Source organism: Candidatus Edwardsbacteria bacterium RifOxyA12_full_54_48 (genome assembly GCA_001777915.1).
Lineage (GTDB): Bacteria > Edwardsbacteria > AC1 > AC1 > EtOH8 > UBA2226.
Map to the genome: position 1 here is coordinate 115,082 of MFFN01000003.1, position 25,050 is coordinate 140,131.

The 25,050-nt window shown below is 55.5% G+C and carries 31 protein-coding genes; 12 read left to right on the forward strand and 19 right to left on the reverse strand.

Annotated features, from left to right (window positions below):
- Positions 1–5: 5 nt before the first annotated feature.
- The 12 genes from A2273_07860 (at position 6) to A2273_07915 (ending at position 5,643) form a co-directional block, all read left to right on the forward strand.
- Complete coding sequence (locus A2273_07860; GenBank protein ID OGF08252.1) at positions 6–593, forward strand: aminoacyl-tRNA hydrolase; 588 nt, start codon at positions 6–8, stop codon at positions 591–593.
- A gap of 11 nt (positions 594–604) precedes the next feature.
- Complete coding sequence (locus A2273_07865) at positions 605–961, forward strand: 30S ribosomal protein S6 (protein OGF08253.1); 357 nt, start codon at positions 605–607, stop codon at positions 959–961.
- A 13-nt stretch (positions 962–974) separates the two neighbouring features.
- Positions 975–1,430, forward strand: a complete 456-nt coding sequence (locus A2273_07870; GenBank protein OGF08254.1) for a hypothetical protein — start codon at positions 975–977, stop codon at positions 1,428–1,430.
- A 17-nt stretch (positions 1,431–1,447) separates the two neighbouring features.
- A complete protein-coding gene (locus A2273_07875; GenBank protein OGF08255.1) occupies positions 1,448–1,828 on the forward strand; it encodes a hypothetical protein in 381 nt (126 codons plus the stop codon).
- Between the two features lie 63 nt (positions 1,829–1,891).
- Complete coding sequence (locus tag A2273_07880; GenBank protein ID OGF08256.1) at positions 1,892–2,158, forward strand: 30S ribosomal protein S18; 267 nt, start codon at positions 1,892–1,894, stop codon at positions 2,156–2,158.
- 23 nt (positions 2,159–2,181) lie between these two features.
- A complete protein-coding gene (locus A2273_07885) occupies positions 2,182–2,625 on the forward strand; it encodes a 50S ribosomal protein L9 (GenBank protein ID OGF08257.1) in 444 nt (147 codons plus the stop codon).
- Complete coding sequence (locus tag A2273_07890; GenBank protein OGF08258.1) at positions 2,607–3,080, forward strand: hypothetical protein; 474 nt, start codon at positions 2,607–2,609, stop codon at positions 3,078–3,080. Before A2273_07885 ends, A2273_07890 begins: the two co-directional genes overlap by 19 nt.
- Before the next feature lie 13 nt (positions 3,081–3,093).
- Positions 3,094–3,441 (forward strand): hypothetical protein, encoded by a 348-nt coding sequence (locus A2273_07895; protein OGF08259.1) that lies wholly within the window; start codon positions 3,094–3,096, stop codon positions 3,439–3,441.
- A gap of 23 nt (positions 3,442–3,464) precedes the next feature.
- Positions 3,465–3,656 (forward strand): 50S ribosomal protein L28, encoded by a 192-nt coding sequence (locus tag A2273_07900; GenBank protein ID OGF08260.1) that lies wholly within the window; start codon positions 3,465–3,467, stop codon positions 3,654–3,656.
- 76 nt (positions 3,657–3,732) lie between these two features.
- Positions 3,733–4,230, forward strand: a complete 498-nt coding sequence (locus A2273_07905; GenBank protein ID OGF08261.1) for a hypothetical protein — start codon at positions 3,733–3,735, stop codon at positions 4,228–4,230.
- Positions 4,227–4,658: a hypothetical protein gene (locus A2273_07910; GenBank protein OGF08262.1), complete on the forward strand. Its 432-nt coding sequence runs from the start codon at positions 4,227–4,229 to the stop codon at positions 4,656–4,658. The genes A2273_07905 and A2273_07910 overlap by 4 nt, the downstream gene beginning before the upstream one ends.
- On the forward strand, positions 4,636–5,643 hold the full coding sequence (locus tag A2273_07915; protein ID OGF08263.1) for a hypothetical protein: 1,008 nt from the start codon (positions 4,636–4,638) through the stop codon (positions 5,641–5,643). The genes A2273_07910 and A2273_07915 overlap by 23 nt, the downstream gene beginning before the upstream one ends.
- Positions 5,644–5,662: 19 nt before the next feature.
- On the opposite strand, the gene A2273_07920 is transcribed toward A2273_07915, so the two are convergent.
- The 19 genes from A2273_07920 to A2273_08010 form a co-directional block, all read right to left on the reverse strand.
- Entirely contained in the window at positions 5,663–6,535 is an 873-nt protein-coding gene (locus A2273_07920; protein ID OGF08264.1) for a GTPase Era, read from the reverse strand.
- Positions 6,536–6,614: 79 nt separating this feature from the next.
- Positions 6,615–7,124, reverse strand: coding sequence for a hypothetical protein (locus A2273_07925; GenBank protein OGF08265.1), 510 nt, complete (start codon positions 7,122–7,124; stop codon positions 6,615–6,617).
- 12 nt (positions 7,125–7,136) lie between these two features.
- Positions 7,137–8,219: a hypothetical protein gene (locus tag A2273_07930; GenBank protein OGF08266.1), complete on the reverse strand. Its 1,083-nt coding sequence runs from the start codon at positions 8,217–8,219 to the stop codon at positions 7,137–7,139.
- A 23-nt stretch (positions 8,220–8,242) separates the two neighbouring features.
- Positions 8,243–9,868, reverse strand: coding sequence for a hypothetical protein (locus A2273_07935; GenBank protein ID OGF08267.1), 1,626 nt, complete (start codon positions 9,866–9,868; stop codon positions 8,243–8,245).
- Positions 9,869–9,960: 92 nt separating this feature from the next.
- Positions 9,961–10,662 carry a hypothetical protein gene (locus tag A2273_07940; GenBank protein ID OGF08268.1) on the reverse strand — a complete coding sequence of 234 codons (702 nt, stop codon included), beginning with the start codon at positions 10,660–10,662 and terminating at the stop codon, positions 9,961–9,963.
- 12 nt (positions 10,663–10,674) lie between these two features.
- Entirely contained in the window at positions 10,675–11,793 is a 1,119-nt protein-coding gene (locus tag A2273_07945) for a hypothetical protein (GenBank protein OGF08269.1), read from the reverse strand.
- Complete coding sequence (locus A2273_07950) at positions 11,790–12,605, reverse strand: hypothetical protein (protein OGF08270.1); 816 nt, start codon at positions 12,603–12,605, stop codon at positions 11,790–11,792. Before A2273_07950 ends, A2273_07945 begins: the two co-directional genes overlap by 4 nt.
- Before the next feature lie 40 nt (positions 12,606–12,645).
- Positions 12,646–13,014 carry a hypothetical protein gene (locus A2273_07955; GenBank protein ID OGF08271.1) on the reverse strand — a complete coding sequence of 123 codons (369 nt, stop codon included), beginning with the start codon at positions 13,012–13,014 and terminating at the stop codon, positions 12,646–12,648.
- Positions 13,015–13,114: 100 nt separating this feature from the next.
- A complete protein-coding gene (locus A2273_07960; protein OGF08272.1) occupies positions 13,115–13,900 on the reverse strand; it encodes a hypothetical protein in 786 nt (261 codons plus the stop codon).
- Positions 13,901–13,940: 40 nt separating this feature from the next.
- The gene (locus tag A2273_07965) at positions 13,941–15,227 is read right to left on the reverse strand and encodes a hypothetical protein (GenBank protein ID OGF08273.1); all 1,287 of its coding nucleotides are present in this window, start codon (positions 15,225–15,227) and stop codon (positions 13,941–13,943) included.
- 7 nt (positions 15,228–15,234) lie between these two features.
- Positions 15,235–16,251: a Holliday junction DNA helicase RuvB gene (locus A2273_07970; protein ID OGF08274.1), complete on the reverse strand. Its 1,017-nt coding sequence runs from the start codon at positions 16,249–16,251 to the stop codon at positions 15,235–15,237.
- 287 nt (positions 16,252–16,538) lie between these two features.
- Complete coding sequence (locus A2273_07975) at positions 16,539–17,831, reverse strand: hypothetical protein (protein ID OGF08275.1); 1,293 nt, start codon at positions 17,829–17,831, stop codon at positions 16,539–16,541.
- A gap of 8 nt (positions 17,832–17,839) precedes the next feature.
- The gene (locus A2273_07980; protein ID OGF08276.1) at positions 17,840–18,430 is read right to left on the reverse strand and encodes a Holliday junction DNA helicase RuvA; all 591 of its coding nucleotides are present in this window, start codon (positions 18,428–18,430) and stop codon (positions 17,840–17,842) included.
- A gap of 387 nt (positions 18,431–18,817) precedes the next feature.
- Positions 18,818–19,357, reverse strand: coding sequence for a crossover junction endodeoxyribonuclease RuvC (locus A2273_07985; GenBank protein ID OGF08277.1), 540 nt, complete (start codon positions 19,355–19,357; stop codon positions 18,818–18,820).
- A 100-nt stretch (positions 19,358–19,457) separates the two neighbouring features.
- A complete protein-coding gene (locus A2273_07990) occupies positions 19,458–20,207 on the reverse strand; it encodes a transcriptional regulator (protein ID OGF08278.1) in 750 nt (249 codons plus the stop codon).
- 139 nt (positions 20,208–20,346) lie between these two features.
- On the reverse strand, positions 20,347–21,534 hold the full coding sequence (locus A2273_07995) for a hypothetical protein (protein OGF08279.1): 1,188 nt from the start codon (positions 21,532–21,534) through the stop codon (positions 20,347–20,349).
- A gap of 45 nt (positions 21,535–21,579) precedes the next feature.
- Positions 21,580–21,963, reverse strand: coding sequence for a hypothetical protein (locus A2273_08000; GenBank protein OGF08371.1), 384 nt, complete (start codon positions 21,961–21,963; stop codon positions 21,580–21,582).
- A gap of 572 nt (positions 21,964–22,535) precedes the next feature.
- A complete protein-coding gene (locus tag A2273_08005) occupies positions 22,536–23,126 on the reverse strand; it encodes a phosphohydrolase (protein ID OGF08280.1) in 591 nt (196 codons plus the stop codon).
- A 53-nt stretch (positions 23,127–23,179) separates the two neighbouring features.
- Complete coding sequence (locus A2273_08010) at positions 23,180–24,589, reverse strand: cysteine--tRNA ligase (GenBank protein OGF08281.1); 1,410 nt, start codon at positions 24,587–24,589, stop codon at positions 23,180–23,182.
- Positions 24,590–25,050 lie beyond the last annotated feature (461 nt).

A 25,050-nucleotide genomic window follows, 5' to 3' on the forward strand; every position in this document is an offset into this window, starting at 1 on the left:
CATAAATGCCTAACAGACATCCCGACAGCAACACCTGGTGCATAGCCGGCCTGGGAAACCCGGGCCGGGAATACGGCAGCACCCGCCACAACCTGGGATTCTCGGTGCTTAATCATCTGGCCAGCCAGAACGGCATCACCTGGCGCTATAAAGACAAATTCAGCTACGGCATCAGCCGAACCCCCCGGTTCTTTTTATTGCGCCCCCTGACCTATATGAACTTAAGCGGGCAGGCGGTCAAACAGGTTATGAAGGAACGCAATTTCGGCACCGATCGGCTGCTGGTGGTCTGCGATGACATCAATCTTCCTTTGGGGCAGCTTCGTTTAAGGCTAGCCGGGTCACACGGTGGGCAGAAAGGCCTTAAATCCATCATCGACAGCCTCAAGACCGATAATTTCGCCCGGCTGCGACTGGGAGTGGGGCCCCTTCCCTCCTCCTGGGATGCCAGCGACTTCGTGCTGGGCAAATTCACCGCCCCGGAATACCCGGTGGCCAAAGAGATGACCGCCCGAGCGGCCGACTCGATAATAAAAATAATCAACCTAGGCCTGGAAACGGCCATGAATTCCATAAATCAGAAAACCATTTAGGGAGCAACACCTTGAACGCATACGAAACAGTGATCATTTTAGATCCGGCCACCGACGATGCCGGACTGGAGACCGAGATCCAGAAGGTCTCCGAACTCATCAAGCAACAGGGCGGAGAGACCGTCAACGTGGAGCGTTGGGGCCGCCGGAAGATGGCCTATCCCCTTAACAAACGACATGACGGCAATTATTTGTGCATCCAGTTCAATGCCCCGGCCGGCGCCCCCAAGGCCCTGGACCGGATTTGCCGCCTGAACGAGAACGTGGTGCGGCATCTGATAATCAAGGGGCATATCGCCACCACCACCCCGGTGCCCGTCGAAGCCGTTCCGGTTGAAAGCAAAGCCCCGGCCAAGGGCAGCGAATAATTAGGAGGGTAAAATGCCTGATCTCAAACTTGCCGAATTAAACCGGGTTTTTATCATCGGCCGGCTGACCAAGGATCCGGAGGTCCGCCAAACCTCCAACGGCACCCCGGTCACCAATTTCACCATCGCCATCAACCGCAAATACAAGAGCCTCTCCGGAGAACTCAAGGAGGACACTACCTTTGTGGGCATAGTGGCCTGGCAAAAGCTGGCCGAACTATGCAAGCAGTTTTTGGCCAAAGGCCGGGCGGTGCTGGTAGAGGGCAAGATGCAGAACCGTTCTTGGGAGACCGAGGACGGCCAAAAACGCAGCACTTTGGAGATCAGGGCCGACCGGATAGAATTCCTGGACCGCGAGCCCCGGGCCGCCGGAAGCTCCGCCCCCTCACCGGACGGCGGCAGTCCCGAGGGACAGCCCAACGGGCCAGAGATCTCCCCGGATAAAAGCGACGACGATCTCCCCTTTTGATTTAAGAGGAAAGTAATATGAGTGAACTACGCGTTCCCACCCTTAACCGGGTCCTGCTGTCGGGCCGGCTGACCCGTGACCCGGAGTTGAGATATACCCCCAACGGAAGTGCGGTCTGCAATTTCTCGCTGGCGGTCAACCGGAGGCATAAGGACCAGTCCGGGCGCTGGCAGGATGACACCACCTTCATCAATGTGGTGGCCTGGCAGGCCATAGCCGAGAACGTGAACAAGTATCTGCATAAAGGCAGCCCGGTGATGGTGGAGGGCCGGCTGGAAAGCCGTTCCTGGGAAACCGAAACCGGCCAGAAAAGGACCGTCATCGAGATCCGGGCCGACAGCGTCCGCTTTTTGGAAAAAAGCGAAACCGGCCAGGACTCGGCGCCCGAGGCCGATTGACAGCGTCCGGCCGACCTTAAGAAAAACTCAATCTAACATATATTTAAGGAAGACATTCAAATCATGTTGAAAAGAGAAACCAAAGACAACCCCCGCAATCCCAAAGAACGCAGGGTGTTTCACCGCAAGGACTGCAAGTTCTGTTTGGATAAGGCCGTCCACATCAACTATAAGGACGACAAAAAGCTCCGCCACTTCATGACCGAACGCGGCAAGATAGTCCCCCGCCGGGTCTCCGGCAACTGCGCCAAGCATCAGCGGATGCTGACCACCGCCATCAAAAGAGCCCGCCATTTGGCGCTGCTCCCGTTCATTTCCGAACACCGTTAATCAAGCATTTTAGGAGTAACAATATGAAGGTCATACTGACCCAGGATATTCCCTCCCTGGGCAAAAAAACCGAAGCTGTGGAGGTCAAGCCGGGCTACGCCAGGAATTACCTGATCCCCCAGGGCAAGGCCCTTCCGGCCAACGAAAACAGCCTGAAGCAGCTGCAGATCAAGATCAAGAAAGAGGAACTGCACCTCAGCAAAAAGAAGCAGGAGGCCGAAGAATTGGCCAAGAAGCTCAACGAGGTATCCTGCACCGCCACCGTTCAGGCCGGCGAGGATGACAAGCTCTATGGATCGGTCAGCATCCCCGATATCGTGAAGCTCTTGGGCGACCAGGGGGTGGATATCGATAAAAACAAGATCATACTGGAGGAGCCGATCAAGGCCCTGGGGGTATACAACATACCGATCAAGCTCCATCCGGAAGTGGAGGCCACGATAAAATTATGGGTAGTGCGTCAGTAAAAATATCGTCCTTGCTCAAGGCGGAACGGATTCACCTGAACCTCAAGGCCGCCGGGCGGGATTCCGCCCTCAAAGAGCTGGTGGGCCGGACCGGGCTGGAAGAGAAAGAGCAGAAGATCCTTCTGGTCAGCCTCAAACAGCGGGAGGAACTGGGCTCCACCGGGATCGGAAAGTCCGTGGCCATCCCCCACTGCCGCTCCCTGCTGCTTAATTCCCTGACCCTGATCGTGGGACGGTCAAAAGCCGGGGTGGATTTCGACTCCATCGATAAAAAGCCGGCCAAGCTTTTTTTCCTGATCATAGCCCCGCCCCACGACCCCCAGAACCAGTACCTGATCACCTTGGGCAGGATCGCCCAGCTGGCCAAGGAGCTGTCCCCGGCTGATGCGCTGTTCACTGCTGACCAGCCGGCTGAATTCATCTCCCGGATAACGGAATTAGAAAAAAATATTTAACGATGAGGTCATCATGCATCCCCAAATGGAATTATTGGTTACGCTGCACGACCTGGAGCTAATGATCAAGGAGACCACCGAAGACGCCGCCAAGGAGAAAGCCATGGGATTCAAGATCGACAGCCTGGAGCACCTCACCAAGGCCCAGTCCGACGTGGCCAAGCAGGTGGACAAGGATATCTTCTCCCGTTACCAGAAGCTCAAGATCAGATACGGCCGCCCGGTGGTCCCGGTGATCAACGGGGTGTGCTGCGGCTGTTACATCAGAATGCCGACCGCCCAGGCCACCAAGGTGGGCAAAAACCAGTCTCTGACCACCTGCGGCAATTGCGGCCGTTTTCTTTACTGGCTTTCCGAATAAAATAATCACGAAAGGAGCATACATTGTCTCAAATATGCAATATCTGCGGCAAAGGGGTGGACTTCGGCCATACCATCAGCCATGCCCATAACGTGGGACCCCGCCGCTGGAATCCCAATATTCAAAAGGTCCGGGTCCTGACCGACGGAAAGGTAAAGCGCATTTCCGTCTGCACCCGCTGCATTCGTTCCGGCAAGGTTCAAAAGGCCAAATAGCACCATCACCTTTGGGCTGCAAGGATGATAACTTGCAGCCCTTTCACATCATTTTTCAGGAACACCATAGCGGCTTATGAAATATAAATTCTGTCCCCTCTGCAAATCGCCCCTTAAGCATAAAAAGATCGATGCCCATAAACGGCAGGTCTGTCTGGACTGCGGTTTCATCTATTACCAGAACCCCACCCCGGCGGCCGCCGCCATCATTTTGATCGACGGGAAGCTGGTGCTGGTCAAGAGGAAATACGAGCCTTTCGCCGGATTATGGTCCCTGCCCTCCGGTTTCATGGAATACGGCGAGAGTGCCCAGGAATGCGCCGTCCGGGAGTCCAAGGAGGAGACCAACCTCAAAATAAAGCCCGGCCCCCTGGTGGGCGTATACAGCGGGGTCGACGATCCCCGGTGCCACGTCATCCTGGTGGTCTATCAGGGACAGGCCATGACCGGTAATATGATGGCCGGGGACGATGCCAGCCAGATCGAGCTGTTCAATCCCAAAAACCTCCCCCGGGACATCGCTTTCAAGGCCCACCGCTATGCCATCCGGGACTTCCTGTCCCGCCAGAAATGAGAGGCCGGATCCTGGGCCTGGACCTGGGGCGGCGCCGGGTGGGCCTGGCCCTTACCGACGAATTGCTGATCACCGCCCAGCCCCTCCCTCCCCTGGAGATCAGGGGGATTCCCGACCTGATGAAACAACTGCTTCCCATAATAACTCAGAACAATGTCACCGAGGTTGTAATGGGAAGACCGACCGGGCTGGACGGCAGCGACACCCACCTGACCGGCTTGGTGGATAAAGTCAGGTCCCGGCTGGAGGATGAATTCAAGCTGCCGGTGCATCTGTACGACGAACGGTTCACCAGCAAGATCGCCCAGCGATCGATCCATCTGGCCGGAAAAAAATTAAAGGATAACAAGAAAGCCCTGGACAGCATTTCCGCATCCTTGATATTAAGCGATTTTTTAAAACTTCATGCTGAAAAAAACAGCGATTAAAATAACACTGGCGGCCTTGTCGGGCCTTTTTATTTATCTGCTGGCGATAACCTTCGGCACCAGATCCATCGACCGGGACTGGCAGACCAAAATTATTACCGTCAGGCGCGGGGCTTCGGCCGGGCAGATAGGCAACCTGCTGCATCGCAACGGCGTCATCGAGCATCCGGCCGTATTCAAATACCTGGCCCTGGCCGGCGGACTGAACCGCAGGCTGAAGGCCGGGCGCTACCGTTTTGACTACCCCCTTTCGGCCTGGGAGGCATTGGACAAGATCCATAGCGGTGCGGTGGTCTACCACCAGGTCACCATCCCCGAGGGCCTGACCATGGCCCGGATCGCCGGCATCCTGGCCAACGAAGCCGGGGCCGACAGCCTGGAAATGATCCGGGCCTTCCGGGACACGGCGCTGATGGGTACCTACGGAATAAAGGCCGCCTGGCTGGAGGGCTACCTTTTTCCGGAGACCTATGATTTTGAGTGGGGGTCTTCGGCCGATCTGGTCGCCCGGAGGCTGGTGGAGAGCTTCTTTGCCAATTTCAAAGCGGAATGGATGGATGATATCCAGAGGCAGAAACGGGACCTGCACCAGACGGTGATCATGGCCTCGCTGGTGGAGCGGGAGGCCCAGGTGGATTCGGAGAGGCCGGTGGTGGCCTCGGTGTTCTACAACCGCCTTAAGGCCAGGCGGCCTTTGGAATCATGCGCCACCGTTGAATACGCCCTGCCCCGGCACAAGAACCGCCGGCTGACCTACGACGACCTGGAGATCGACTCCCCCTACAACACCTACCGGCGGCAGGGCCTGCCGCCCGGCCCCATCTGCAACCCAGGCCGAAGATCCCTGGAGGCCGCGGTCTACCCGGCCCAGACCAATTACCTCTATTTCGTTTCCAAGGGGGACGGCAGCCATATTTTCACCAGGACCCTGGAGGAGCATAACCGGGCCAAACGCCTGGTCCAGGAACTGAAAGACCGCCGCTGATCCAGCGGCGGTCTTTCTCTTATCCCAGCCCCAGGTCCCTCAGGTCGCTGTCCCGCGAACGCCATTTCTTCTTGACCTTGACGAACAGCTCCAGGAACACCGGCCGGTCCAAAAACTTCTCTATGTCCCGCCGGGCCGACGAGCCGATGGCCTTCATCTTGTGGCCGCCCTGGCCGATCAGGATGGGCTTTTGTGACTCCTTCTCCACCCAGATGGTGGCCGAGATCACATCCTTGCGGCCGGGCTGCTCCTTGAACTGGTCGATCACCACCGCTGTGGCATAGGGCACCTCGGCCCCGCACAGCTCGAAGATCTTCTCCCGGATGATCTCCGATACGAAGAATTTCTCCGGCTGGTCGGTCAGGGAATCCTGGTCGTAGAAGGCCGGGCCCTCCGGCAGTTTCTCCAGGATGCCCTGGCGCAATTCATCAATGCCGAACCCCTTCAGGGCGGCTATGGGATAGATGTCTTCGATGGCCGTCAGGCGGTGAAACTGCGCTATGGCTTTCAGCACCCCCTCCTTTTCCAGCAGGTCGATCTTGTTCAGGACCCCGATCACCCTGCCCTTCTTGTTTTTTCCCAGGAAGGCCGCATCCTCTTGGGAGATCCCGGCCTGGGCATCGGTCATGAACAGCAGCAGGTCAGCCTCTTCGATGGAGCGGTGGGCGATCCTCAGCATTTTCTCCTGCAGGGCGTAGCCGGGGTCCAGCAGCCCCGGAGTGTCCAGGAATATTATCTGATAGTCCGGACCGTTGTCTATCCCCAGCACCCGCTGCCTGGTGGTCTGGGGCCGGCGACTGACGGCCGAGAGCTTCACCCCTAGAAATTTGTTCAGCAGGGTGGATTTGCCGACGTTGGGCCGGCCGGCGATGGCCACATAGCCTGTCTTCATGCGCGGCTCCGGCAAGGCCGGCCGGAACGCAGCTTTGATCGATCGATCCTCCGGACAGCCGGATTTATACTAAACTTGTTCATTTCTTGTTCGGCAGAAACATTTCGAATATCTCTTTACCGCTGTCCACATCATAGCCGGACAGCCTGATTGAATCGGGCTTGGAATCCCCCTTGGCATAGATGAACATCTTTTCGAAATAGGCCGGCCGGCAATTGATGGTCATCTCGGCCTTGGCCACATTGCCCTTAAGATAGACCGTGATCAGCCGCTCCTTAAAAGGTTTAAGGGTCATTTTGAACATCTTCCCGGTGCTGTCGGGATTGATGTTGTATCCGTAGACCTTGGCCCGCTCGATGAAATTCATGCCCTCGGTGGTCTTCCCGGTGGAATCCTTGGCCCACATGATCCAATAGACCTTGATGGGGTCTTCGGCGTCAATCTTTCCGTCGGCCCCGATCCGGGCCTGGTAGTAAAGCTTGTTGGCGTTCTTGGTCCGCTCGATATGGAACAGGGGCTGGGTGCTTTGGGCCAGAGCCGGGCCGCAAAAGGCGGACAACGCCAGGATTGCTATCATCAACTTTCTCATATAGGCCTCCTTTTATTGTTTTTTATTGGATCGGTCCCATTTTATAGCTTTTACCGGACAATTGCTGAGGCACTGGCCGCAGGCAAAGCAGTCGGCATGAATTTTCCGGTCATTATAGATTCCCTCCATGGCCCGGGTGGGGCATACCCTGACGCAATTCAGGCATTTGATGCATTTTTGGCGGTTTATCCGGGGGGATAACAGGCTGAGCTGTTCCACCAGCCAGCCCGCCAGGCCGAAGGGGCAGAACAGCTGGCACCAGGGCCGGTAGAAAAACAGGCTCAGTATCAGCATCAGCGATATGAAAATCACCCCTCCCAGACCGATATCCGCCAATTCAAGGTTGAACACCTTGAACGGATCGATCAGCCCCACCCAATCCAGGCCCCAGGCAAAAACACCCAGGACGATGCCGGCCAGCACCGCTATCCGGATGCCGTTGGTCAGCCAGAATGGCAGCTTGAATTTTTCGACCGGGCTGAAGCTGACGGCATCCTGTAGGGCCCCGAAGTGGCATCCCCAGCCGCAGATGGATTTGTTGGAAACCAACACCAACACCAGGAATACCGCCAGGGCCGCCATCCGGGGAGGAAAGAGAACCCCTTCTCTCCCATACAGTACGATGGCATCCTTGACAGTGCCCATGGGATTGGGATCGCTGCCCAATATGAATCCGAAGAGGAGAGCCGTGCCGATCATCCATACCAGGCGGATCCGGCCGGTGACCAGTTTTTTTACCAGCATGGTGGTGGCCGCCGTCAAAACGGCTATCCACAGGGCGAACTTTGACAATATCAGCCGCCAGTCCTTAGCCTTCTCGGTGGCTTGCACCACCTTTATTTTACGGATCACCGATGAAGCCTGCTCGGCAGTGCGGCCGGTCTGGGGTAATTTCAGCGATGCGGAGGCCGGCTCCAAGCTCAGTCCCTTGAGCAGTTTGGCCTCCGGGATCCCGTTGGCCCGGGCCATTCCCGATATTGTCATTGTGCTGTCAACCAGTATGCCGCCAATCCTGACCTCCTCGGCAGAGACCACGCCCAAGGACACCAAGATAGAGGCTGCAACAGCCGTCAGTATAAATATTTTACCCTTCATGATATCTACCATCCTTTACAAGATCATCGGACGCCGCCGCTGGCCGATCTCATGACCGCCCTCAGGTTGGTCTGGTATGACCGGTTGCCGGGATCGAGCGTCAGCGCCTGCTCCAGGTATTTTTGGGCGGAATCTGGAAGGTTTCGCCGATAGTAGACGATGCCCAGGTTGTTAAGGGCCTGGTGATCATCCGGCTGGAATTCCAGCATTCGGGTGAAGCTGGTCCCAGCGCGACCCAGGTCGCCGAGCTCCAGATACAGAGTGCCCAAATTCATCCGGGCGTCCCGGAAGGAAGGGGATATCTCCAGGGCCTTGTTGAAGCCGGCCTCCGCTTCCCGGTACCGGCCCTGTGACATCTGGGCTATTCCCAGGTCATTGTAACCGTGAGGATAATCACCCTTCAGAGCGACAACTTTTTTAAAGGCTCTTTCGGCCTCCTTCAGCCGGCCGTTCTGCAGAAAGAGCCGGCCCTGCATATCGTGAACATAATACAGGCTGGGGGAGGACCTGACGGCGTAATCCCAAAAGACATTTTCGTTCTTGAAATCTTCGGCGTGAACCACGGTTTTGACCCCCAGCAGGATCAGGACTATTGAATATATCGCATAGGACACGGCCGGCCTCTGGGCCGCCATCAACCAGATATTCAGTTCCAGGACCATTATGATAAAGCCGATCAGCGGCAGATAAAGGCGATGCTCCATGAAATTGGCATAATCGGTGCTGCTGAAGAAATTGGGGGCCAGGAACAGCAGAAACCAGCCTAAACCTAACAAAAACGACCTTCGGTTCCTGAGGCCCATCAATATCCCGCTTACCAATATCCCGGCTCCGGCCAAAGCTATCACCAGGCTGGTGTCCCGGGGGACCGGGATGGCGGCGAATTTCAACGGGATGACGATCTTGCCGATATAGCCCAGCAGGCCGCTGGCGATATCGGGCAGACTGTTGACCGTGGTCTCCCCCAGTCCCGGGGCGGCCGTCATTTTCATGAACAGCCACAAACTGCCTATGACCAGCCACCCGGCAATCAGCTGGAAATACATCTTAAAGACTGCCTCCCTTTTCCCCAGCCAGGCGAACAACAATAGCAGCGCCGGAAGCAACAACGCCGTCTCCTTGGCAAAGACGGCCAGCAGGCCGGAGGCAAAATGCAGGAACAGCCACAGGACCTTCTTCTTTTCCAGATATCTGTCCCAGAATATGAAAGAAGCCAGGACCCAGACGGTCAAAATAATATCGTTGCGCCCCGGGATCCAGGCCACCGCCTGCACCAGGACCGGGTGGATCGAAAAAATGGATGACGCGATGAAAGAGGCCCTGGCGGAATATTTGAGCGTTACCAGCAGATAGAACAGCAGGCAGCAGCAGGCCGCGTGCAGCAGGATATTGGTCAGGTGATAGCCCCAGGCGTTTTTTCCGCTGTACAGGGAATCCAGTATGAAGGAGACCGTCAGCAGCGGGCGGTACAGGGCGCCGTTGCCCCCATAGGCATCGGCTTTGAAAGCCCCGACAATGTTGCCGATATCGCCTATCAGGCTGTAATTCTCCACTATCAGTCCGTAGTCATCCATCAGGGTGTAGCCGTGCCGCATAACGGGCAGATATACGGCTATGGCAAGAACCGCCACCGCCAGGCAAAGGACCAATCTCCGGCCAGCCCTCGGCTTGGCATTGGTTTTTATTTTATCTGTTTTTCTAGGCAAGGCCCGTTTCAAAGTATTTTGCTGTTAAGATGTGGTCATTCGGCGAAGGCCTTGGCGGCGGCGCTCAAACTATCCAGCAGTTTTTGGTAAGCGGCCAGATCGGTCAATACCTTTTTCTCCCGGTAGGTGATGCCCTGATCGTCGACCCTGACCCCGGGATACTTATTATAAAGGGACAGCAATGTTTGCTGGAACTCGGAGCGCTTTACCAGATACTTGATCTTCATCTCATCCTGGCCGGAGATGTAGACCTTGTTGTCAAGGTCGGGGTTGCCGGTGCTGATGGATTGCTTGCCGAAAATATTTTTGCCCATCTTGGAAAGGAAGTTGCCCACCACGATGTTCAACCCCATTCCCAGTGGTTGGCTGAACAGCAGCTGCACCACCGTAAAGCTCTTCTTGTCCTTCTTCTCGGTCCGGATGATGACCTTATAGCCATGGTATTTTCCGGCCACCCGCCAGGGGGAGAATCCCGACACCACCTTTTTGACCAGCCCCTGGAGGTCGATCCCGGCATCTCTGGGACGATGATAGGCGGGACGGACCGGTTTGCCCTGGCCCATGAATGACAGCGGGTCGGTCTGGCTGAACTCCAGCCCCAGCTTCAGGGCGATATCCCTCATCTTCTCTTTCTGTTTTTTCAGGCTGAAATAGCTTCCGATAAGGGCCACTGCGAATATTATCGAAAAGAGAAGAAAGGGGAACAGATCATTTATCATCCCGGGATCGATCTTCATAAACCACCTCTATTAGGTTATCTCCTTGGTCTGCTCCAGATGTTTTCCCTCCACGCTCTCCAGCCGGTCCTCGAAGCGGAGCAGCCTCTTCTCGGCCTCCTCGTATTTCTTCCAGGCGTTGCCGATATGGGTGCCCACCACGTCGAACTCCCCCCGGAATTTGCCCAGGTCCCCGGCCAGTCGGGACAATGATTCGATTATCTCCTGGGCCCTCTCCTCCACCTTCATGCCCCGCAGGCCCAGGATGATGGCCTGCAGATAGGCATAGAGCGAGTTGGGCGAGACCGGGATAACTTTTTGTTCTATGGCGTAGGTGGAGATGGATTTTTCCTCGCCGAAGTTCTCGTCCTTGATGATGGTCTCGTAATAGACGTTCTCGGCCGGGATGTACATCAGGGCGAAATCGAAGGTCCCCTCGTCCGGCAGGATGTACTTGGAGGCTATGGCGTCGGCGTGTTTCTTGACGTCGGAAACGAATTTCCGGCGCCAGGTCTTGCGCTCCTCGTCGCTCTGGGCCGCCAGCATTTTCTGAAAATTCTCCAGCGGGAACTTGGCATCCACCGGCACCAGCTTGTCGGACAGCCTGACCACGGCGTCCACCTTCTCGCCGGAGCGGAAGGTGTACTGCAGTTCAAAATGGTGGGGCGGCAGGATCTGGGCCAACAGGTCTCCCAAGAAATATTCCCCCATCCCGCCCCGCAGCTTGGGCGACCGGAGGATATCCTGCAACGAAGAGATGTCCTTGCCCATCTCCTGCATGGCGTCGGTGGCCTTGGAGAGCACCCCCAGCTGCTTCTGGACCTCCCCGATCACCCGGGCGGCGCTGTCCAGCCGGTCCCCCACCGTTTTGGTGTTGCCCTCCAGCCGCTGGCTGACCGATTCCATGGAGTTGCCGATCTTGCGGTCCACCTCGGCCAGCCGGGAATCCAGGGTCTGCCGGGTCTCCTGCATGCGCCCGTCCAGGGAGGTTTTGGTGTCCTGCAGCCACTGGCTCATCAGGTTGAGAGACTGGTCATTCTTGGTGGAATCCTTGAGCTCCCGCAGGGCCCGGTCGGTCCTTCTCTGCATCAGGAACATCCCCAGCCCGAATATCACAATAACAGCCGACAATAGAACATACATTACGGTCATCTTACGTCCTGCCCCAAATTGATTTTTTTGTTATCGCAGCACCCCTTCAGCTTGTCGATGTTCTGCCGGGCGGCTTCGTAGCCCACATCGATCAGCTGGACGGCGGTCTTCAGGTCCCAGCTGGATATCTCGCCGGTCTGGCATTTTATCAGCACATCCAGCTCCTGCTCGTAGACCTCCAGGATCTTGTCGTTGGCCAGCATCATGGAGCGGACCCCGATCTCGAAAAGATTGGTGGGCTCGTACTTGCCGGTGGCGAAGGCCACCCCGATCATCAACTCGGGATTATATTTTTTCAGCGGCTTGACCGGCAGGGGATCCTTGATCCCGCCGTCCGACAGCAGCCACCGGCCTATCTTGACCGGGGCGAACACCACCGGCACCGAGCAGGAGGCCCGCACCGCCGGGGCGATAAGGTCGTCGGGGCTGTTGGGGAATATCACCTCGTCCCCCGAGATCAGGTCCACGGTGGACACCGAGAGGGGAAGCTTGAGCTCGCTGAAGCGGCGGTCCTTGCCGATCAGCTCCTCCACCAATTTCTCTATCGGCTCCGAGGAGACCAGCCCCTTGTTGCGGAAGATCATGGTGGGGGTCATCAGCTGGCTCCAGGAGATGTTCTTGGCGATCACCTCCAGCCGGCCGGCGCCTATCCCCGAGGCATACAGGGCCCCGATCAGAGCCCCGCCCGAGGTCCCGGTCAGCACGTCGACCTTGACGTTTTCCTCCTCCAGGGCCTTCAGCACGCCGATATGGGCCAGGCAGTATCCCACCCCTCCGGCCAAAGCCAGGCCGATCTTCGGTTTGTCATTCATAGTTGATTAATTATGTGGTAATTAAAAAATGAATTTTTGATCATGTTTCCGCGTATTCCTTTATTTTTCTCATCACCCAATCACTTTTATTAAGCACTTCCTCATTGCTAAAGCGGATGACCTTGATTCCATACCGATTTATTATCTTTGTCCGCAGTTGATCGCAGTCCTTCTGCTGTTCGTGGATGCCTCCGTCCACTTCCACCACCAGATTGAGTGCTTCACAGTAAAAGTCAGCGATGAAGCCGTGTATGATCTGTTGTCTCCTGAAGTGAAGGCCCATGAACTTATCCGTTTTAACACCATTCCAAAAACAATTCTCGGCTAAGGTCATGTTACTCCGCATCCACTTGGCCAGTTTAAGCTTGTCGGAAGATACTTTTTGTAAACGAATAAGTCCGGTCGGCATGTTTTAAGCTCGTTGTTTTTGACCTAACCCCTGCCCCTTCCCCATAGGGAAGGGGTTAGGCAAAGTCCCTTCCCTTGTGGGGAAGGGATTTAGGGTTAGGTCACTCCCTTATTGCTTTGATCTTTTCGGCGTTCCTGGCCAGTATATCCTCGGCCGCCATCCGACCGACTTTTATCAGGTCGGTCGCGGCCGCCAGGTCCCAGCGGCTGCCCCCGCCGATATGGCTCTCTATCATGATGTCGGCGGCCTTCATGGCATCGTCCACCCTTTCCTGGTTGGCGATCCGCAGGGTGCGCAGGGCCACGTCGAACATGTTCTTGGGCTCGTCCCGGGCTACTTTGAAATCAGCCGCGATCACAAAATCCGCTCCGGCCGCCTTGATCTCGCGCACCGGCAGCGGCACCAGCATCCCGCCGTCCACCAGCAGCCGGTCCTTGTATCGCACCGGGGAAAAGACCAGCGGAAGGCTGCAGGAGGCCCGGACCGGCAAAGAGATGGTCTGCGATTCATCCTCGGGAAACATGATCTTCTGCTCGCTGACCAGGTCCACCGCCGAGACCAGCAGCCGGGTATTCAGATCGGCGAACCGCCGGCCCTTGCCCAGCAGTTCATCCATCAGGTCCTCGATCGGTTTGGAGGAGCCCAGGCCCTTGAAAAGAAAATGGGGGCCCATCAGCTTGTTCCACTTGATGGACTTGGCGATCTCCTCTATCCGGTCCAGCCGGATGCCCGAGGCGTAGAGGGCGCCTATCAGGGCCCCGCCCGATGTTCCGGCGATGATGTCCGGTTTAAGGTTGGAATGCTCCAACGCCTGCAGGACACCGATATGGGTCATGCAGTAGCCCACGCCCCCGGCCAGGGCCAGGCCGATCTTCGGTTTGTTCATGTTAACCTCATCACTTGGGATTCTTTTAAGATTGCAAGAGTTATTTGCTCAATTCCTTTACCCGTTGCTGGTATTCATGCAACGGCGCTTTTTGCAGGATCTCCCGGTACAACTGCAAGGCCTTTTCCCTTTCTCCGGCAGACCCGGTAAGAAGGTATGATTCATAATGCAGGTCGGCCTGCTGGGCCGGATCCCAGCCACCTTGGTCCAGCATTTCCTGAAGCTCCCTGCCCCCTTGGGCCTGCCCGGCCAGCCTGGCCCGCAGCTTGCGGACATTGAACTTCAGTTCCGCAACATTGACCAGTTTGACCAGTTCACTGGCCTGGCCCAGGTATCTCCCGGCGTTTTGGATATCCTTTAACGCCCAAGCCGTCTCCGTTAGCATGGTCAGAAAATAGCCTTTATAATACTTGAGGCCCAGAGTTTCGGCCGCCTCCAATGCCCGCAGATATCCTAGCTCGGCTTTACGGTAATCCCCGTTCAGGTATTCTATCTGGGCCAGCTGGCCCAGAGCCACGCAGCGGTTCTTGTTGTCACCAAAGCGGGCGGCATATTCCAGCCGGATATTTATCAGCTCCGAGGCCGGTTCGAAATCTCCCTCCTGGATCATGATCCCGGCCAGGTTGCCGGTGGTCATGGCATAGGTCTGTATGTCGCCGGTCTTTTTGGCCAGGGCCAGCCCCTCGTTAAGCAGCTGCCTGGCCGAGCTGAAATCATAAACACCCCAGTAAGCCAGGGCCATGTTGCCCAGCAGCTGGGCCAGTTTCACTTCGTTCCCGGATTTTATATATAGCTCCCTAGTCTGCCGATGCAACCGCAAACATTCTTGGTAATCGCCCTTGTCCCAGTGCAGCATGGCCTGGTTATTGAGCGAGCGAGCCAGCTCTTCGCTGTTGCCGCTGCGCCGGGAGATCTCCAGGCTCTGGTCAAAAAAATCCCTGGCTTGGTCATACTCGCCCCGGTTGAGGTGAACGGTCCCCATGGCCGACCAGAAACTGTTGAGCCTGGCCCCATCGTTCATTTTTTTACAACAGGCCTCTCCCCGGCCATAAAGCTCCAGGGCCTTCTGGTAATCGCCCTTTTTAAACCACAGCCAACCGGCCTCCAGCAGTGATTCCGCCAGCTCACCGCCGGGATCCGGCAGGGACTCGGACCATTGCAGGTTGGCCGTCCACAACGACAGCGAGGCATCCCACTTTCCGCCCAGCTTGAGCATGGCGGCCTTCCTAGCCATCACCTGAAAGGGGTGGTATCTTGTTTTTTCCCCGGCAACCTGCCGCTGCCATAGGATTATGCACCTGAATTTATATGCTTTGCGCAAAGGCATCGGCCGGTCAGACCATGGAGGTCTGCTTATTCCCCGAACTCAGCCCCAAATGCCTGTACGCTCTCTCGGTGGCCTCGCGGCCCCGCGGAGTTCTCATCAAAAAGCCCTCCTGGATCAGGTACGGCTCGTAGACCTCCTCCACCGTATCGGATTCCTCGCCCACCGCTACCGCCAGGGTGTTCAGGCCCACCGGCCCGCCGTTGAACTTCTTGATGATGGCCTCCAGTATTCGCTTGTCCATCTCGTCCAGGCCCACCTCGTCCACCTCCAAACGCAATAATGACCTCTGGGCGATGGCCGCAGTGACATTGCCGTCGCCCTCCACCTGGGCGAAATCGCGAACCCGGCGCAGCAGGCGGTTGGCCACCCGGGGCGTTCCCCGGGAACGCTGGGCTATCTCCCGGGCCCCGCCGGGATCGATACTGACGCCCAGGATCTTGGCCGAGCGCATGATGATCTGCTCCAGATCGCCGTGGGTGTAATAGTCCAGCCGGTTGATCATGCCGAAACGGGCCCGCATGGGGGCCGTTAAAAGCCCGGCCCGGGTGGTGGCGCCGATCAGGGTGAATTTGGGAAGATTGAGCCGCACCGAACGGGCGCTGGGGCCCTTGTCTATCATGATGTCTATGCAATAGTCCTCCATGGCCGGGTAGATGTATTCCTCCACCATCCGGTTGATGCGGTGGATCTCGTCGATGAACAGCACATCGTGTTCGCCCAGGTTGGTCAGTATCCCGGCCAGGTCGGCCGGGCGCTCCAGCACCGGTCCGGTGGTGGCCTTGATCTGGACCCCCATCTCTTTGGCGATGATGTGGGCCAAAGTGGTCTTGCCCAGCCCCGGAGGCCCGCAGAACAGCATGTGGTCTATGGCCTCGCCCCGGCCCTGGGCGGCCTGGATGAAGACCTTGAGGTTGCCCTTGATCTTGTCCTGGCCCACGAAATCGCTGAAAGTCTGGGGCCGGACCGAGCTGTCGAACTCCAGATCGCCCTCCAGGACATCGGGTATGGTGATTTTATCCGTCATATCTTTATAAATATAATTTACCGCAGAAACACAGAGATTGCGTCATTGTACCCATAAGCGACCCTATCTTGTTCTTTCCGGTTCCCCGCCTTCAGCGGTGCTGATCTGTCAAAGGCGGACGCCCGGAATTTGCTGTGAGTTACACTGAATATATTTGCTTGTTCAGCAAATTCAGTCCACCGGCTATTAATGCTTCAGGGCACCGCTGGGCGGTAGAGACTTCTTTGGTTACTTTCTTAGTCATAAGAAAGTAACACTTGTCTCGCGCCAAAGTATTGATGAATTTGCTACTGGCCCAATCTTTCCAGCAGAAGTTTGGCCTCAGCGCTTCCCAGCTGGGCCGCCTTCCGGGCATCGGCCAGGGCCGCCGCCATGTCGCCCCTGATGGCATGCACCCCGGCCCGGTTCAGGTAGCCGTCGCTGAAGGTCGGGTCTATTTCTATCATTTTATTGAAATCAGTTACGGCCTTGGCATAAAGCTTTTGCTGCAGGTAGACCGCTCCCCGGTTGTTGTAGGCCTGAATGTCAGTTGGATCAAGTTTGATTGCCTTACTGTAATCCAATTGAGCCAATTTCCAATTTCCCATTTTTTCATAAGTCAGCGCCCGGTTGAAATAGGTCTTGCTGTTGTCCGGTTTCAGCAGCAGTGAACGGTTGAAATCATTCAGGGCCTGGGTATATTCCTTTAAATGATAATAGGCGATGCCGCGATTGTAATATATCCTGTGATCATTGGCCGATGCTTTAAGCGCCCGGTCATAATCAGGCACGGCCTTTTTATGGTCGTTCAGGCGGGCATAGGCGATGCCGCGGTTGACCAAAGAAATGGCATCGTTGGGATCGGCCTCCAGCGATCGGGTGAAGGCGGTCAGGGCCGTGGTGGCATCGCCCGATTCCAGGGCCGCCAGCCCCTGCTGGGCCGACTGGACCGCCGACAGCTTCTGGGCGCTTTGCAGATATTTTATCTGGTCGGCAAATCTCGAATTATCAGAACTGGCCCTTTCCAAGGCCTTGTTGAGCTTGGCTATCTCGGCCAGGGCTTTTTCGGAGGAGGCCTTCAGGGATTCCAGCTCCCTGGTCTTGGTTTTATCCTCCCTCAGCCGGGCGACCGCAGTTGATACGCTGTCAGGATCGGCCTGTATCTGCGCTTTCAGCCAGTAGGTCTTGCCGTCCCATCTTTGGTCCATGACCTTGGTCTGCACCGCCCCGGCGGTATAGACCGAGATGTCATCCGACACCACCATGCCGTTCTGGACCGTGGTCCCGCTGACCAAATAGGTGCCGATCTCCTCCAGCAGAAGGCGCTTGACCTCGCTCAGGGCTATGGCCTGGCAGGTCAGTCGGCTGTCGTAGTCGCTGGCCTGGTAGGTGTATTCGCGGATGAAGGTCTTGGTTGCAGCCTGACAGGGATTGGCAAAGAAAATTAGGGCCGTAATACTAAAAATAGTTGAGGTGTTTCTCTTTAAGCATGATATAAAATGATTGTCATGCCTGTGAAGACAGGCATCCAGGCCTAGATTCCCGTCTTCGCGGGAATGACAGACCACTTTATTTATTTCCCAACGTGAAATTAAATTCATGATAAAATTTATTTTCCCTTCAGCGCTTCCCTTATCAACTGCTCCACCGGAGCCTTCTCTCCCAATTTGCCCTTGGCCTTCTCCACCGCACTTTTGGCCTCGGCGTAATTCAATCCCAGCGACATCATGGCCTCTATGGCCGGGTCGCTGACCGCCGCTCCCTGTCCCCTGATGGTCGGCAGGCCCTCCACCACCGCCTCGGCGATCTTGCCTTTCAACTCCACCAGCAGTCTCTCGGCGGTCTTCTTGCCCACCCCGGAGATGGCTGTCAGCATGGTCATGTCCTGGTTGGCCACCGCTTGCTCCAGGTCCTCCGGAGCCATGTGCGACAGCACCGTCAGCGCCAGCTTGGGTCCGATGCCGGAGATCCCGATCAGTATCTTGAAGACCTTCCGCTCCTTCTCGCTGGTGAAGCCGAACAGCTGCATGATGTCCTCCTTGACGTGCAGGTAGGTCAGCAGCTTGGCCTGGTTGCCGGCCTCGGGCAGTTTCTCGAAGGTGTTGAGCGAGATGCTTATCTGATACCCCACCCCCCCGGCCTCGATCACCGCCTCGGCCGGAGTTTTATGGATCAATGTCCCCTTGATGTGATGATACATATCTTTTAAAAATTATTTTCTCATTTTCCCTCTCCAAATTTATTTGGAGAGAGCCTGCACTGAGAAGAATTTTATTTTGCCATACGAAGTGGGCCGGGGGTGAGGTCCAATTGTCACCCATTCAACCTGCTTTGCACGCTTGGATTCTCAGGGTGACAAATTTCCCTCTCCGCATCGGGGAAGAGCCTGCACTGAGGAAGCTGTTATATGCCCCCCGAAGTGGGTTGGGGGTTAGGTCCGGGCGATTTATGGATCGCCCCTACAATATCCCTCTCCAAATTTATTTGGAGAGACTGCACTGTGGGAGGCGGATCATTATGCTTTCGAAGCGGGCCGGGGATGATGTCAAACCGTCACCCGTTCAACTTGTCCGACAGGCTTGATTTCTCAGGGTGACAGTCTCCCCTTCCCGCTTCGGGAAGGGGCAGGGGTTAGGTCAGCCTTTTTAACCAATTGCATCAGTGTCCTTCTCTGCAGATGGCATACCGCCACCGCCAAAGCGTCGGCCGCATCCTCCGACGGAGTGGCCCGCAGTCCCAGCATGGCCCGGATCATGAAGCCCACCTGTCCCTTGCCGGCCCGTCCCTGGCCCACCACGGACTTCTTCACCTCCAGCGGCGAGTACTCGAACAGCTGGCACCCGGCCTGCTGCACCGCCAAAAGGCAGACCCCCCGGGCGTGGCCCATCACCAGCGCGCTGTGGACGTTCTTGCCGTAGAAGGTGGCCTCCACCGCCACCTCGTCGGGCTGATACTGCTCCAGGACCCCCTGAAGCCCGGCGTAGATCACCCCCAGCCTGACGGAAAGAGAAACCCCCGGCCGTGCCTTGAGGCATCCGAGGGCTACCACTTTGCGATTTCGGCCGTCGCTTTCCAATACTCCGTATCCGGTGGTCTGGCTTCCGGGATCAATTCCTAAAATGATCATCTCTTTAACCACCAAGACACCAAGTTAATAATTTGATTTTTGCATTTTGAAATTTTCAATGCAGCCTTTTGCCCTGTGCCTTAGTGCCTTTGTGGTTCAGTTATTTATCCAGTTTGGCCAGGATCTCCGGGGCGATGTCGAAGTTGGCATAGACCTTCTGGGTGTCGTCGAAGTCCTCCAGCATGTCCATCAGCTTCAGCATGCTCTCGGCGGTCCGCTCGTCCAGCTGGACGGTGTTCTGCGGGATCTTGTTCATCTCGGCCGAAGTTACCGGGATGCCCTTGGCCTCGACGGCCGACCTCACCGCTTCCAGATTGGAGGGCGCGGTGTAAACCTCGAAGACGCCCTCCTCGGCCTTGACGTCATCGGCCCCGGCCTCCAGCGCCACGTCCATCAGGGTATCCTCGTCGGTCTTGGATGAGTCTATGGTGATGACCCCCTTGGCCTCGAACATCCAGGCCACGCAGCCCTGGGCCCCCATGTTTCCGCCGTATTTGGAGAACAGGTGCCGCAGTTCGGAGGCGGTGCGGTTCTTGTTGTCGGTCACGCAGTCTATCAGCAGGGCCACCCCGCCCGGTCCGTAGCCTTCGTAGGTGATCTCCTCGTAGGTCACGCCCTCCAGCTCGCCGGTGCCCTTTTTGATGGCCCGCTCGATGTTGTCGGCCGGCATATTGCTGGCCTTGGCGATGGCAATGGCCGTGCGAAGACGGGGGTTGCCGTCGGGGTCGCCTCCGCCCTGTCTGGCGGCGATGGAGATCTCCTTTATCACCCGGGTGAAGACCCGGCCCCTGGCGGCGTCTATGCCAGCCTTTTTCCTTTTAATGGTGGCCCATTTTGAATGACCTGACATGCTGAACCTCCTTGGCAAACGGCCATGTCCTATTGAAACATGGCGTATATTTGGGTTGAAAGATTATCAGTTAAAACCTTAATATATATGATTTTACCGTAAAAGGCCCGGGCTTGTCAAGGACTAAGAAATCTTAGGCCTATGACCAGTGATCTTCCATCAAACCGGATATCGGTTCGCTTAAAAGGTCGGCGGTTCTTATTGCCGGCGGCTGCCCCCCCTCCTTGAATTTGGCCGCCAGCAGGCCGAAGGAGATCCTTTCGATCCCGGCCGCTTTCAGCCCCGCCCGGTAGATCTGATAGGTCCGCTGAAAGGTCCCATAATCCCGGGGGCCGGATTTCTGATAGGCCTCCTGCAGGGCATATTCCGCCGCTTCCTTCTCATCGCTGTGCCTGAGGATGAGATTCCGGAAATCCTTTTCCGGCAGATATTTTCCCAGCCATAACAGGATGTCCTTATCCTCGTTGCAGCCCAGGTGCAAAGTGGTCTGGCAGATCCCGCCGTATTCCAGGTGCTCCTTGGCTCCGGCCAGAATATCTTCGACCAACTCCCGCCCGCTGATCCCGCCCTCCCGGTTCCAGGCCTTGACCAGCCCCGGTGCTGAAGGAGGATTGGAGACTATCCGGTCGAATTTATCCTTGCCCGTCGATTGGTACAGGTCACCGCAAACGAACTCCACGTTTCCGATGCCGTTAAGCAGGGCATTGAATTTCGCCAGATCTATAGCCCGGGGGTTGATATCCACCCCGGTCACTTTTTCGGCTGATTTTGACAATATCAGCGACTGCAGGCCGGAACCGCATCCCAGGTCCAGCGCAGCCTTGCACGGAGTTCTGATCAGCCACCGCGACATGATGTTGGAGGTCTTGTCCAGCCGCCACACCAGATTGTCGGATGAAAGGTATTCATTCTTGGCGTAATCATCGACGTTCAAGAAAACCTTGTCGGTGGCTATCAATAGATCCTCGAACGGCAGCAGGGTGAAATTGGCGTGGATATCCTCCTGATCCGTTGTGCAGATTCCGAGGCTGCACAGCAATTCCAGATCGGCGGTTCCCAAAGTCTGTTCGATAATATCCTTTTTACCCGGCAATCCCAAGACGAACAGGCTGGCAAGATGATTCAAAGGAGCACCCTTCTCGGCAAGTCTCTCCACCAACAGCGGAAGAAGGCGGTATTCCAAGGGGTAGAGGTCAGGCAGACCTTCCAAGCCCAGGATTTCCTGGACCTTCCCGGCGGCCAATCCCAAAGATTTTAATTTCCGTCCCAGTTGTCCGATCCCGGCCGGATCGATGTTTTCGTATGATAAGGGTTTTTCGAGGTTCATGGATATACCCCTGATTGGTTTTGTTGATCGAAATCATAATAGGGTTTATTCGGCGAGTTCGTTCCCCTTATGCTTCAGCGTCTTGAATGAGAGTATGTGCCAGGTTACCCCGGCTGCTATCAGAAACAGGATGGCTCTCACTGCCATCAGCTTGATAACAAACCAGGCCGAAAATGCTATGGTGATCCACAAGGCCGAGACCGACAGTATTTTTAGTTTGAGCGGGATGCCCCGGCGGTCCCGGTAGTTTTTTATATAGCTCCCAAACCACCGGTTGGACATCAGCCAGTCATGGAATCTCTGTGAGCTTCTGGCGTAACATACCGCCGCCAATAAAAGGAACGGCGTGGTGGGCAGCAGCGGCAGGAATATTCCAATAACGCCCAGCCCGACAGAGACGGTGCCTGCAATCACCAAGATTATTCTCAAAAATTTGCTATCGGTTTTTTGTTTCATTACGGTGCTTTTTGAACCATATTTTTCGATTTCACTCATCATTTTTTGGGCGATTTCTGCCGGCGAGTCCGCAGAGAATATCTTTATGTCGCCCAGTTCTTTGTATTTAGGATACCTACGATTGAATTTATTTCTTTCCGTTTCCTCCGTATATCCCAGCCCCCGTTCAAGCTGACGTTTAACGACGATATCGGCGCTTTTCTCCAATGATTCCGAAGGAAGCAGTAAAATTGACACCCCCTGCTCTCTCCCGGTTTTAATATGTCCTTCCGCCAGGCCTTCTCCGCTATCGTATGTAAAAAATCCCGAAGACAAGGCGAATACGCAATCCGGGGGGATCTTTTCTAAAATTTCATAAAATAACCGGGAATTTTCCTGACAATATCTTTCGTAGCCCTGTTCATTTATATAATCATCGATATTGCCGAGTTTATTGATGTACTCCTCATCCAGATCGATGGATTCGCATCCCAGCCTATTAGCCAATAACCTGCCGCAGGTAGTTTTACCCACGCCGCCCGGGCCAATGATAAATATTTTCATTTTTATTTGATGTAACCCTTGACTATCGTATCCTCGATCAGCCCTTTGGCATAATCCCACAGTGTTTTTGAGCCTTCACCGATCCGGCTGTTTATTTCCATCACTTTACCCGCCGGCACATTATGTTCCTTCCAGGAATGACCCCGAGAACGACAATTTTGGACCACCGGGCCCAGACGATCCAACGCCATCGCGAACTTCGCTTCCGATGTACCCTGGTTTTCGTACTCTTCCCATAAGGAGATCATTTCATCCCGTTGCTCAGGCGGCAGCAGGCCGAATATCCTTTCGGCAGCTGCTTTTTCGTTTTTGCATTTGGCTTCCTTCAAACTGTCATCATATATGAAGGTATCCCCGGCGTCTATCTCGACGATATCGTGTATCAAACCAATTTTCATGACCTTTAGGATATCTATATCCGGATCATTGGCATGTTCCTTTAGGATCAAGGCCATCATGGCGAAGTGCCAGGAATGCTCGGCGTCATTTTCATAACGGGAGTTGTCCAGTATTTTCGTCCGCCGAAATATGGATTTGAGCTTGTCGATCTCTATTATGAATTCTATCTGCTGTTGCAATTTGTTGTCTGCCATTTTACTCCTATAAATTTTAACAAACGACCCAGGCTCTCGCCTGGGTCATCAAATTATTCCCCGAACTTTTTGGGCCGAACCGTCTGTCCCTTGGGCCCATCCTCCACTACAAAGCCCAGATTCGATATCTTATTTCTCAACCGGTCGGATTCGGCCCAGTTCTTGGCCGCCCGGGCCTCCTGGCGCCTCAGGATCAGATCCTCTATTTCGGCGGGGATGGCCGATCCTTCGGTGGTTTCTGTCAATTTCAGCCCCAAAACCCGGTCGAAATCTTTTATTAGGCCCAATTTCTGGGCTGCATCCAGGCTGTTATCTTTCAGAAGGTCCCAAAGGATGGCCAGCACCTGCGGCATATTCAGGTCGTCATTGATTGCTTCTAAGAATTTCTTTTTTCTTTTTTCCACAGTCTCCCCTCTCCCCTCGGGGGAGGGGCCGGGGGTGGGGTCAAGCCTCTTGACCTCCGATCTCAGATTCTCCAACGCCCGCTGGGCCGCGGTCAAAGATTCGTAGGTAAAGCTCAACTGCGAACGGTAGTGCCCGGTAAAGCAGAAATAACGGTAGGCCAAAGGATCGTATCCCTTGTCCATCAGGGTCTGCAGGGTAAGGAATTCCCCGGAGGACTTGGCCATCTTCTCCTGCCCCAGTTGCAGAAAATACCCGTGCAGCCAGTAATTGGCCAGGTTGGTGCCGTGGCAGGCCTGGGTCTGGGCGATCTCGTTGGTGTGATGCACCGCAATGGCGTCCTCCCCGCCGCAGTGGATGTCGAACAGCGGCCCCAGGTATTTGGCGGCCATGGCCGAGCACTCTATATGCCAGCCGGGAAAACCCTGGCCCCATGGGCTTTCCCACTCCATCTGCCTCTTGACCCCTTCGGGACTGAACTTCCACAGGGCAAAGTCGGTGGGATGCTTCTTCTCGCCCATATCTATCCGGGCGCCGGCCAACAGGTCCTGCACCACTATATTGGTGAGGACCCCGTATTTCTTAAGCTTGGCGGTGTCAAAATATATCCCGTCAGACGTCCGGTAGGTGTAGCCCTTCTGCTCTATGCACCGGATGGTCTCGATCTGCTCCTTTATATGATCGGTGGCCTTGCACCAGATATGCGGCTCCTGGATGTTCAGGTTCCCGAGGTCGCTCTTAAAGGCTTCGGTATATTCCCCGGCGATCTCCCAGGCGGTCTTGCCGGTGCGGCGGGAGCCCTTCTCCATCTTGTCCTCGCCGGAATCGGCGTCGGATTCCAGATGCCCCACGTCGGTGATGTTCATGACATGATTGACCTGCAATCCGTTGTACTCCAGCACCCGTCGCAGAACGTCCTCGAAGACGTAGGTGCGCAGGTTGCCGATATGGGCGTGATCGTAGACCGTCGGACCGCAGGTGTACATGCCCGCCTGGCCGGGCTTTAAGGGAACGAACTCCTCCTTGGCGCGGCTCAATGTGTTGTAAAGTTTTATGGTCATCAATTCCTCCTTGATTGGGATAATTATAGTTTCAAGCCTTGCCCTTTGTCAACCATAAAGATAGATAATTGAACGCGGATTTAAACAGATTTTGACTGATACCTCGGATTCGGGACACCAATGCTTTCCCAAATCAATTCCCTGAATCAGTTCTTATCTCAAAATCAGCCCCATCCCCTTTATCCATTTCAAAACCTATCCGTTTGAATCCGTAAAGATCCGTTCAATCCGTGTTCCATTCCCCTTGTCCGATTTTTTCCGATTTTGGTTGACTTGCCCTATCAAATATGATAATTTTTATGGTTAGTGCTTGCTCATTCCTTTCACCACAAAGCTATGCACTGAGTTTATCGAAGTGACACCAAGGCACCAAGGGTTTTATATCCTTTATTACTTTTACATAAAAGGTATTGATAAAAAGCCGTGTGAATCCGTGTCCTGTTGAAAAACTGCAATCAATT

What these genes read in the sequence shown, in the direction of transcription:
- A2273_07860 (OGF08252.1), top strand. Translation starts at nt 6, where the DNA reads ATGCCTAACAGACATCCCGACAGCAACACCTGGTGCATAGCCGGCCTG.
- A2273_07870 (OGF08254.1), top strand. Translation starts at nt 975, where the DNA reads ATGCCTGATCTCAAACTTGCCGAATTAAACCGGGTTTTTATCATCGGC.
- A2273_07875 (OGF08255.1), top strand. Translation starts at nt 1,448, where the DNA reads ATGAGTGAACTACGCGTTCCCACCCTTAACCGGGTCCTGCTGTCGGGC.
- A2273_07880 (OGF08256.1), top strand. Translation starts at nt 1,892, where the DNA reads ATGTTGAAAAGAGAAACCAAAGACAACCCCCGCAATCCCAAAGAACGC.
- A2273_07885 (OGF08257.1), top strand. Translation starts at nt 2,182, where the DNA reads ATGAAGGTCATACTGACCCAGGATATTCCCTCCCTGGGCAAAAAAACC.
- A2273_07890 (OGF08258.1), top strand. Translation starts at nt 2,607, where the DNA reads ATGGGTAGTGCGTCAGTAAAAATATCGTCCTTGCTCAAGGCGGAACGG.
- A2273_07895 (OGF08259.1), top strand. Translation starts at nt 3,094, where the DNA reads ATGCATCCCCAAATGGAATTATTGGTTACGCTGCACGACCTGGAGCTA.
- A2273_07905 (OGF08261.1), top strand. Translation starts at nt 3,733, where the DNA reads ATGAAATATAAATTCTGTCCCCTCTGCAAATCGCCCCTTAAGCATAAA.
- A2273_07910 (OGF08262.1), top strand. Translation starts at nt 4,227, where the DNA reads ATGAGAGGCCGGATCCTGGGCCTGGACCTGGGGCGGCGCCGGGTGGGC.
- A2273_07915 (OGF08263.1), top strand. Translation starts at nt 4,636, where the DNA reads ATGCTGAAAAAAACAGCGATTAAAATAACACTGGCGGCCTTGTCGGGC.
- A2273_07920 (OGF08264.1), bottom strand. Translation starts at nt 6,535, where the DNA reads ATGAAGACAGGCTATGTGGCCATCGCCGGCCGGCCCAACGTCGGCAAA.
- A2273_07925 (OGF08265.1), bottom strand. Translation starts at nt 7,124, where the DNA reads ATGAGAAAGTTGATGATAGCAATCCTGGCGTTGTCCGCCTTTTGCGGC.
- A2273_07930 (OGF08266.1), bottom strand. Translation starts at nt 8,219, where the DNA reads ATGAAGGGTAAAATATTTATACTGACGGCTGTTGCAGCCTCTATCTTG.
- A2273_07940 (OGF08268.1), bottom strand. Translation starts at nt 10,662, where the DNA reads ATGAAGATCGATCCCGGGATGATAAATGATCTGTTCCCCTTTCTTCTC.
- A2273_07945 (OGF08269.1), bottom strand. Translation starts at nt 11,793, where the DNA reads ATGACCGTAATGTATGTTCTATTGTCGGCTGTTATTGTGATATTCGGG.
- A2273_07950 (OGF08270.1), bottom strand. Translation starts at nt 12,605, where the DNA reads ATGAATGACAAACCGAAGATCGGCCTGGCTTTGGCCGGAGGGGTGGGA.
- A2273_07955 (OGF08271.1), bottom strand. Translation starts at nt 13,014, where the DNA reads ATGCCGACCGGACTTATTCGTTTACAAAAAGTATCTTCCGACAAGCTT.
- A2273_07960 (OGF08272.1), bottom strand. Translation starts at nt 13,900, where the DNA reads ATGAACAAACCGAAGATCGGCCTGGCCCTGGCCGGGGGCGTGGGCTAC.
- A2273_07965 (OGF08273.1), bottom strand. Translation starts at nt 15,227, where the DNA reads ATGCCTTTGCGCAAAGCATATAAATTCAGGTGCATAATCCTATGGCAG.
- A2273_07970 (OGF08274.1), bottom strand. Translation starts at nt 16,251, where the DNA reads ATGACGGATAAAATCACCATACCCGATGTCCTGGAGGGCGATCTGGAG.
- A2273_07975 (OGF08275.1), bottom strand. Translation starts at nt 17,831, where the DNA reads ATGAATTTAATTTCACGTTGGGAAATAAATAAAGTGGTCTGTCATTCC.
- A2273_07980 (OGF08276.1), bottom strand. Translation starts at nt 18,430, where the DNA reads ATGTATCATCACATCAAGGGGACATTGATCCATAAAACTCCGGCCGAG.
- A2273_07985 (OGF08277.1), bottom strand. Translation starts at nt 19,357, where the DNA reads ATGATCATTTTAGGAATTGATCCCGGAAGCCAGACCACCGGATACGGA.
- A2273_07990 (OGF08278.1), bottom strand. Translation starts at nt 20,207, where the DNA reads ATGTCAGGTCATTCAAAATGGGCCACCATTAAAAGGAAAAAGGCTGGC.
- A2273_07995 (OGF08279.1), bottom strand. Translation starts at nt 21,534, where the DNA reads ATGAACCTCGAAAAACCCTTATCATACGAAAACATCGATCCGGCCGGG.
- A2273_08005 (OGF08280.1), bottom strand. Translation starts at nt 23,126, where the DNA reads ATGGCAGACAACAAATTGCAACAGCAGATAGAATTCATAATAGAGATC.
- A2273_08010 (OGF08281.1), bottom strand. Translation starts at nt 24,589, where the DNA reads ATGACCATAAAACTTTACAACACATTGAGCCGCGCCAAGGAGGAGTTC.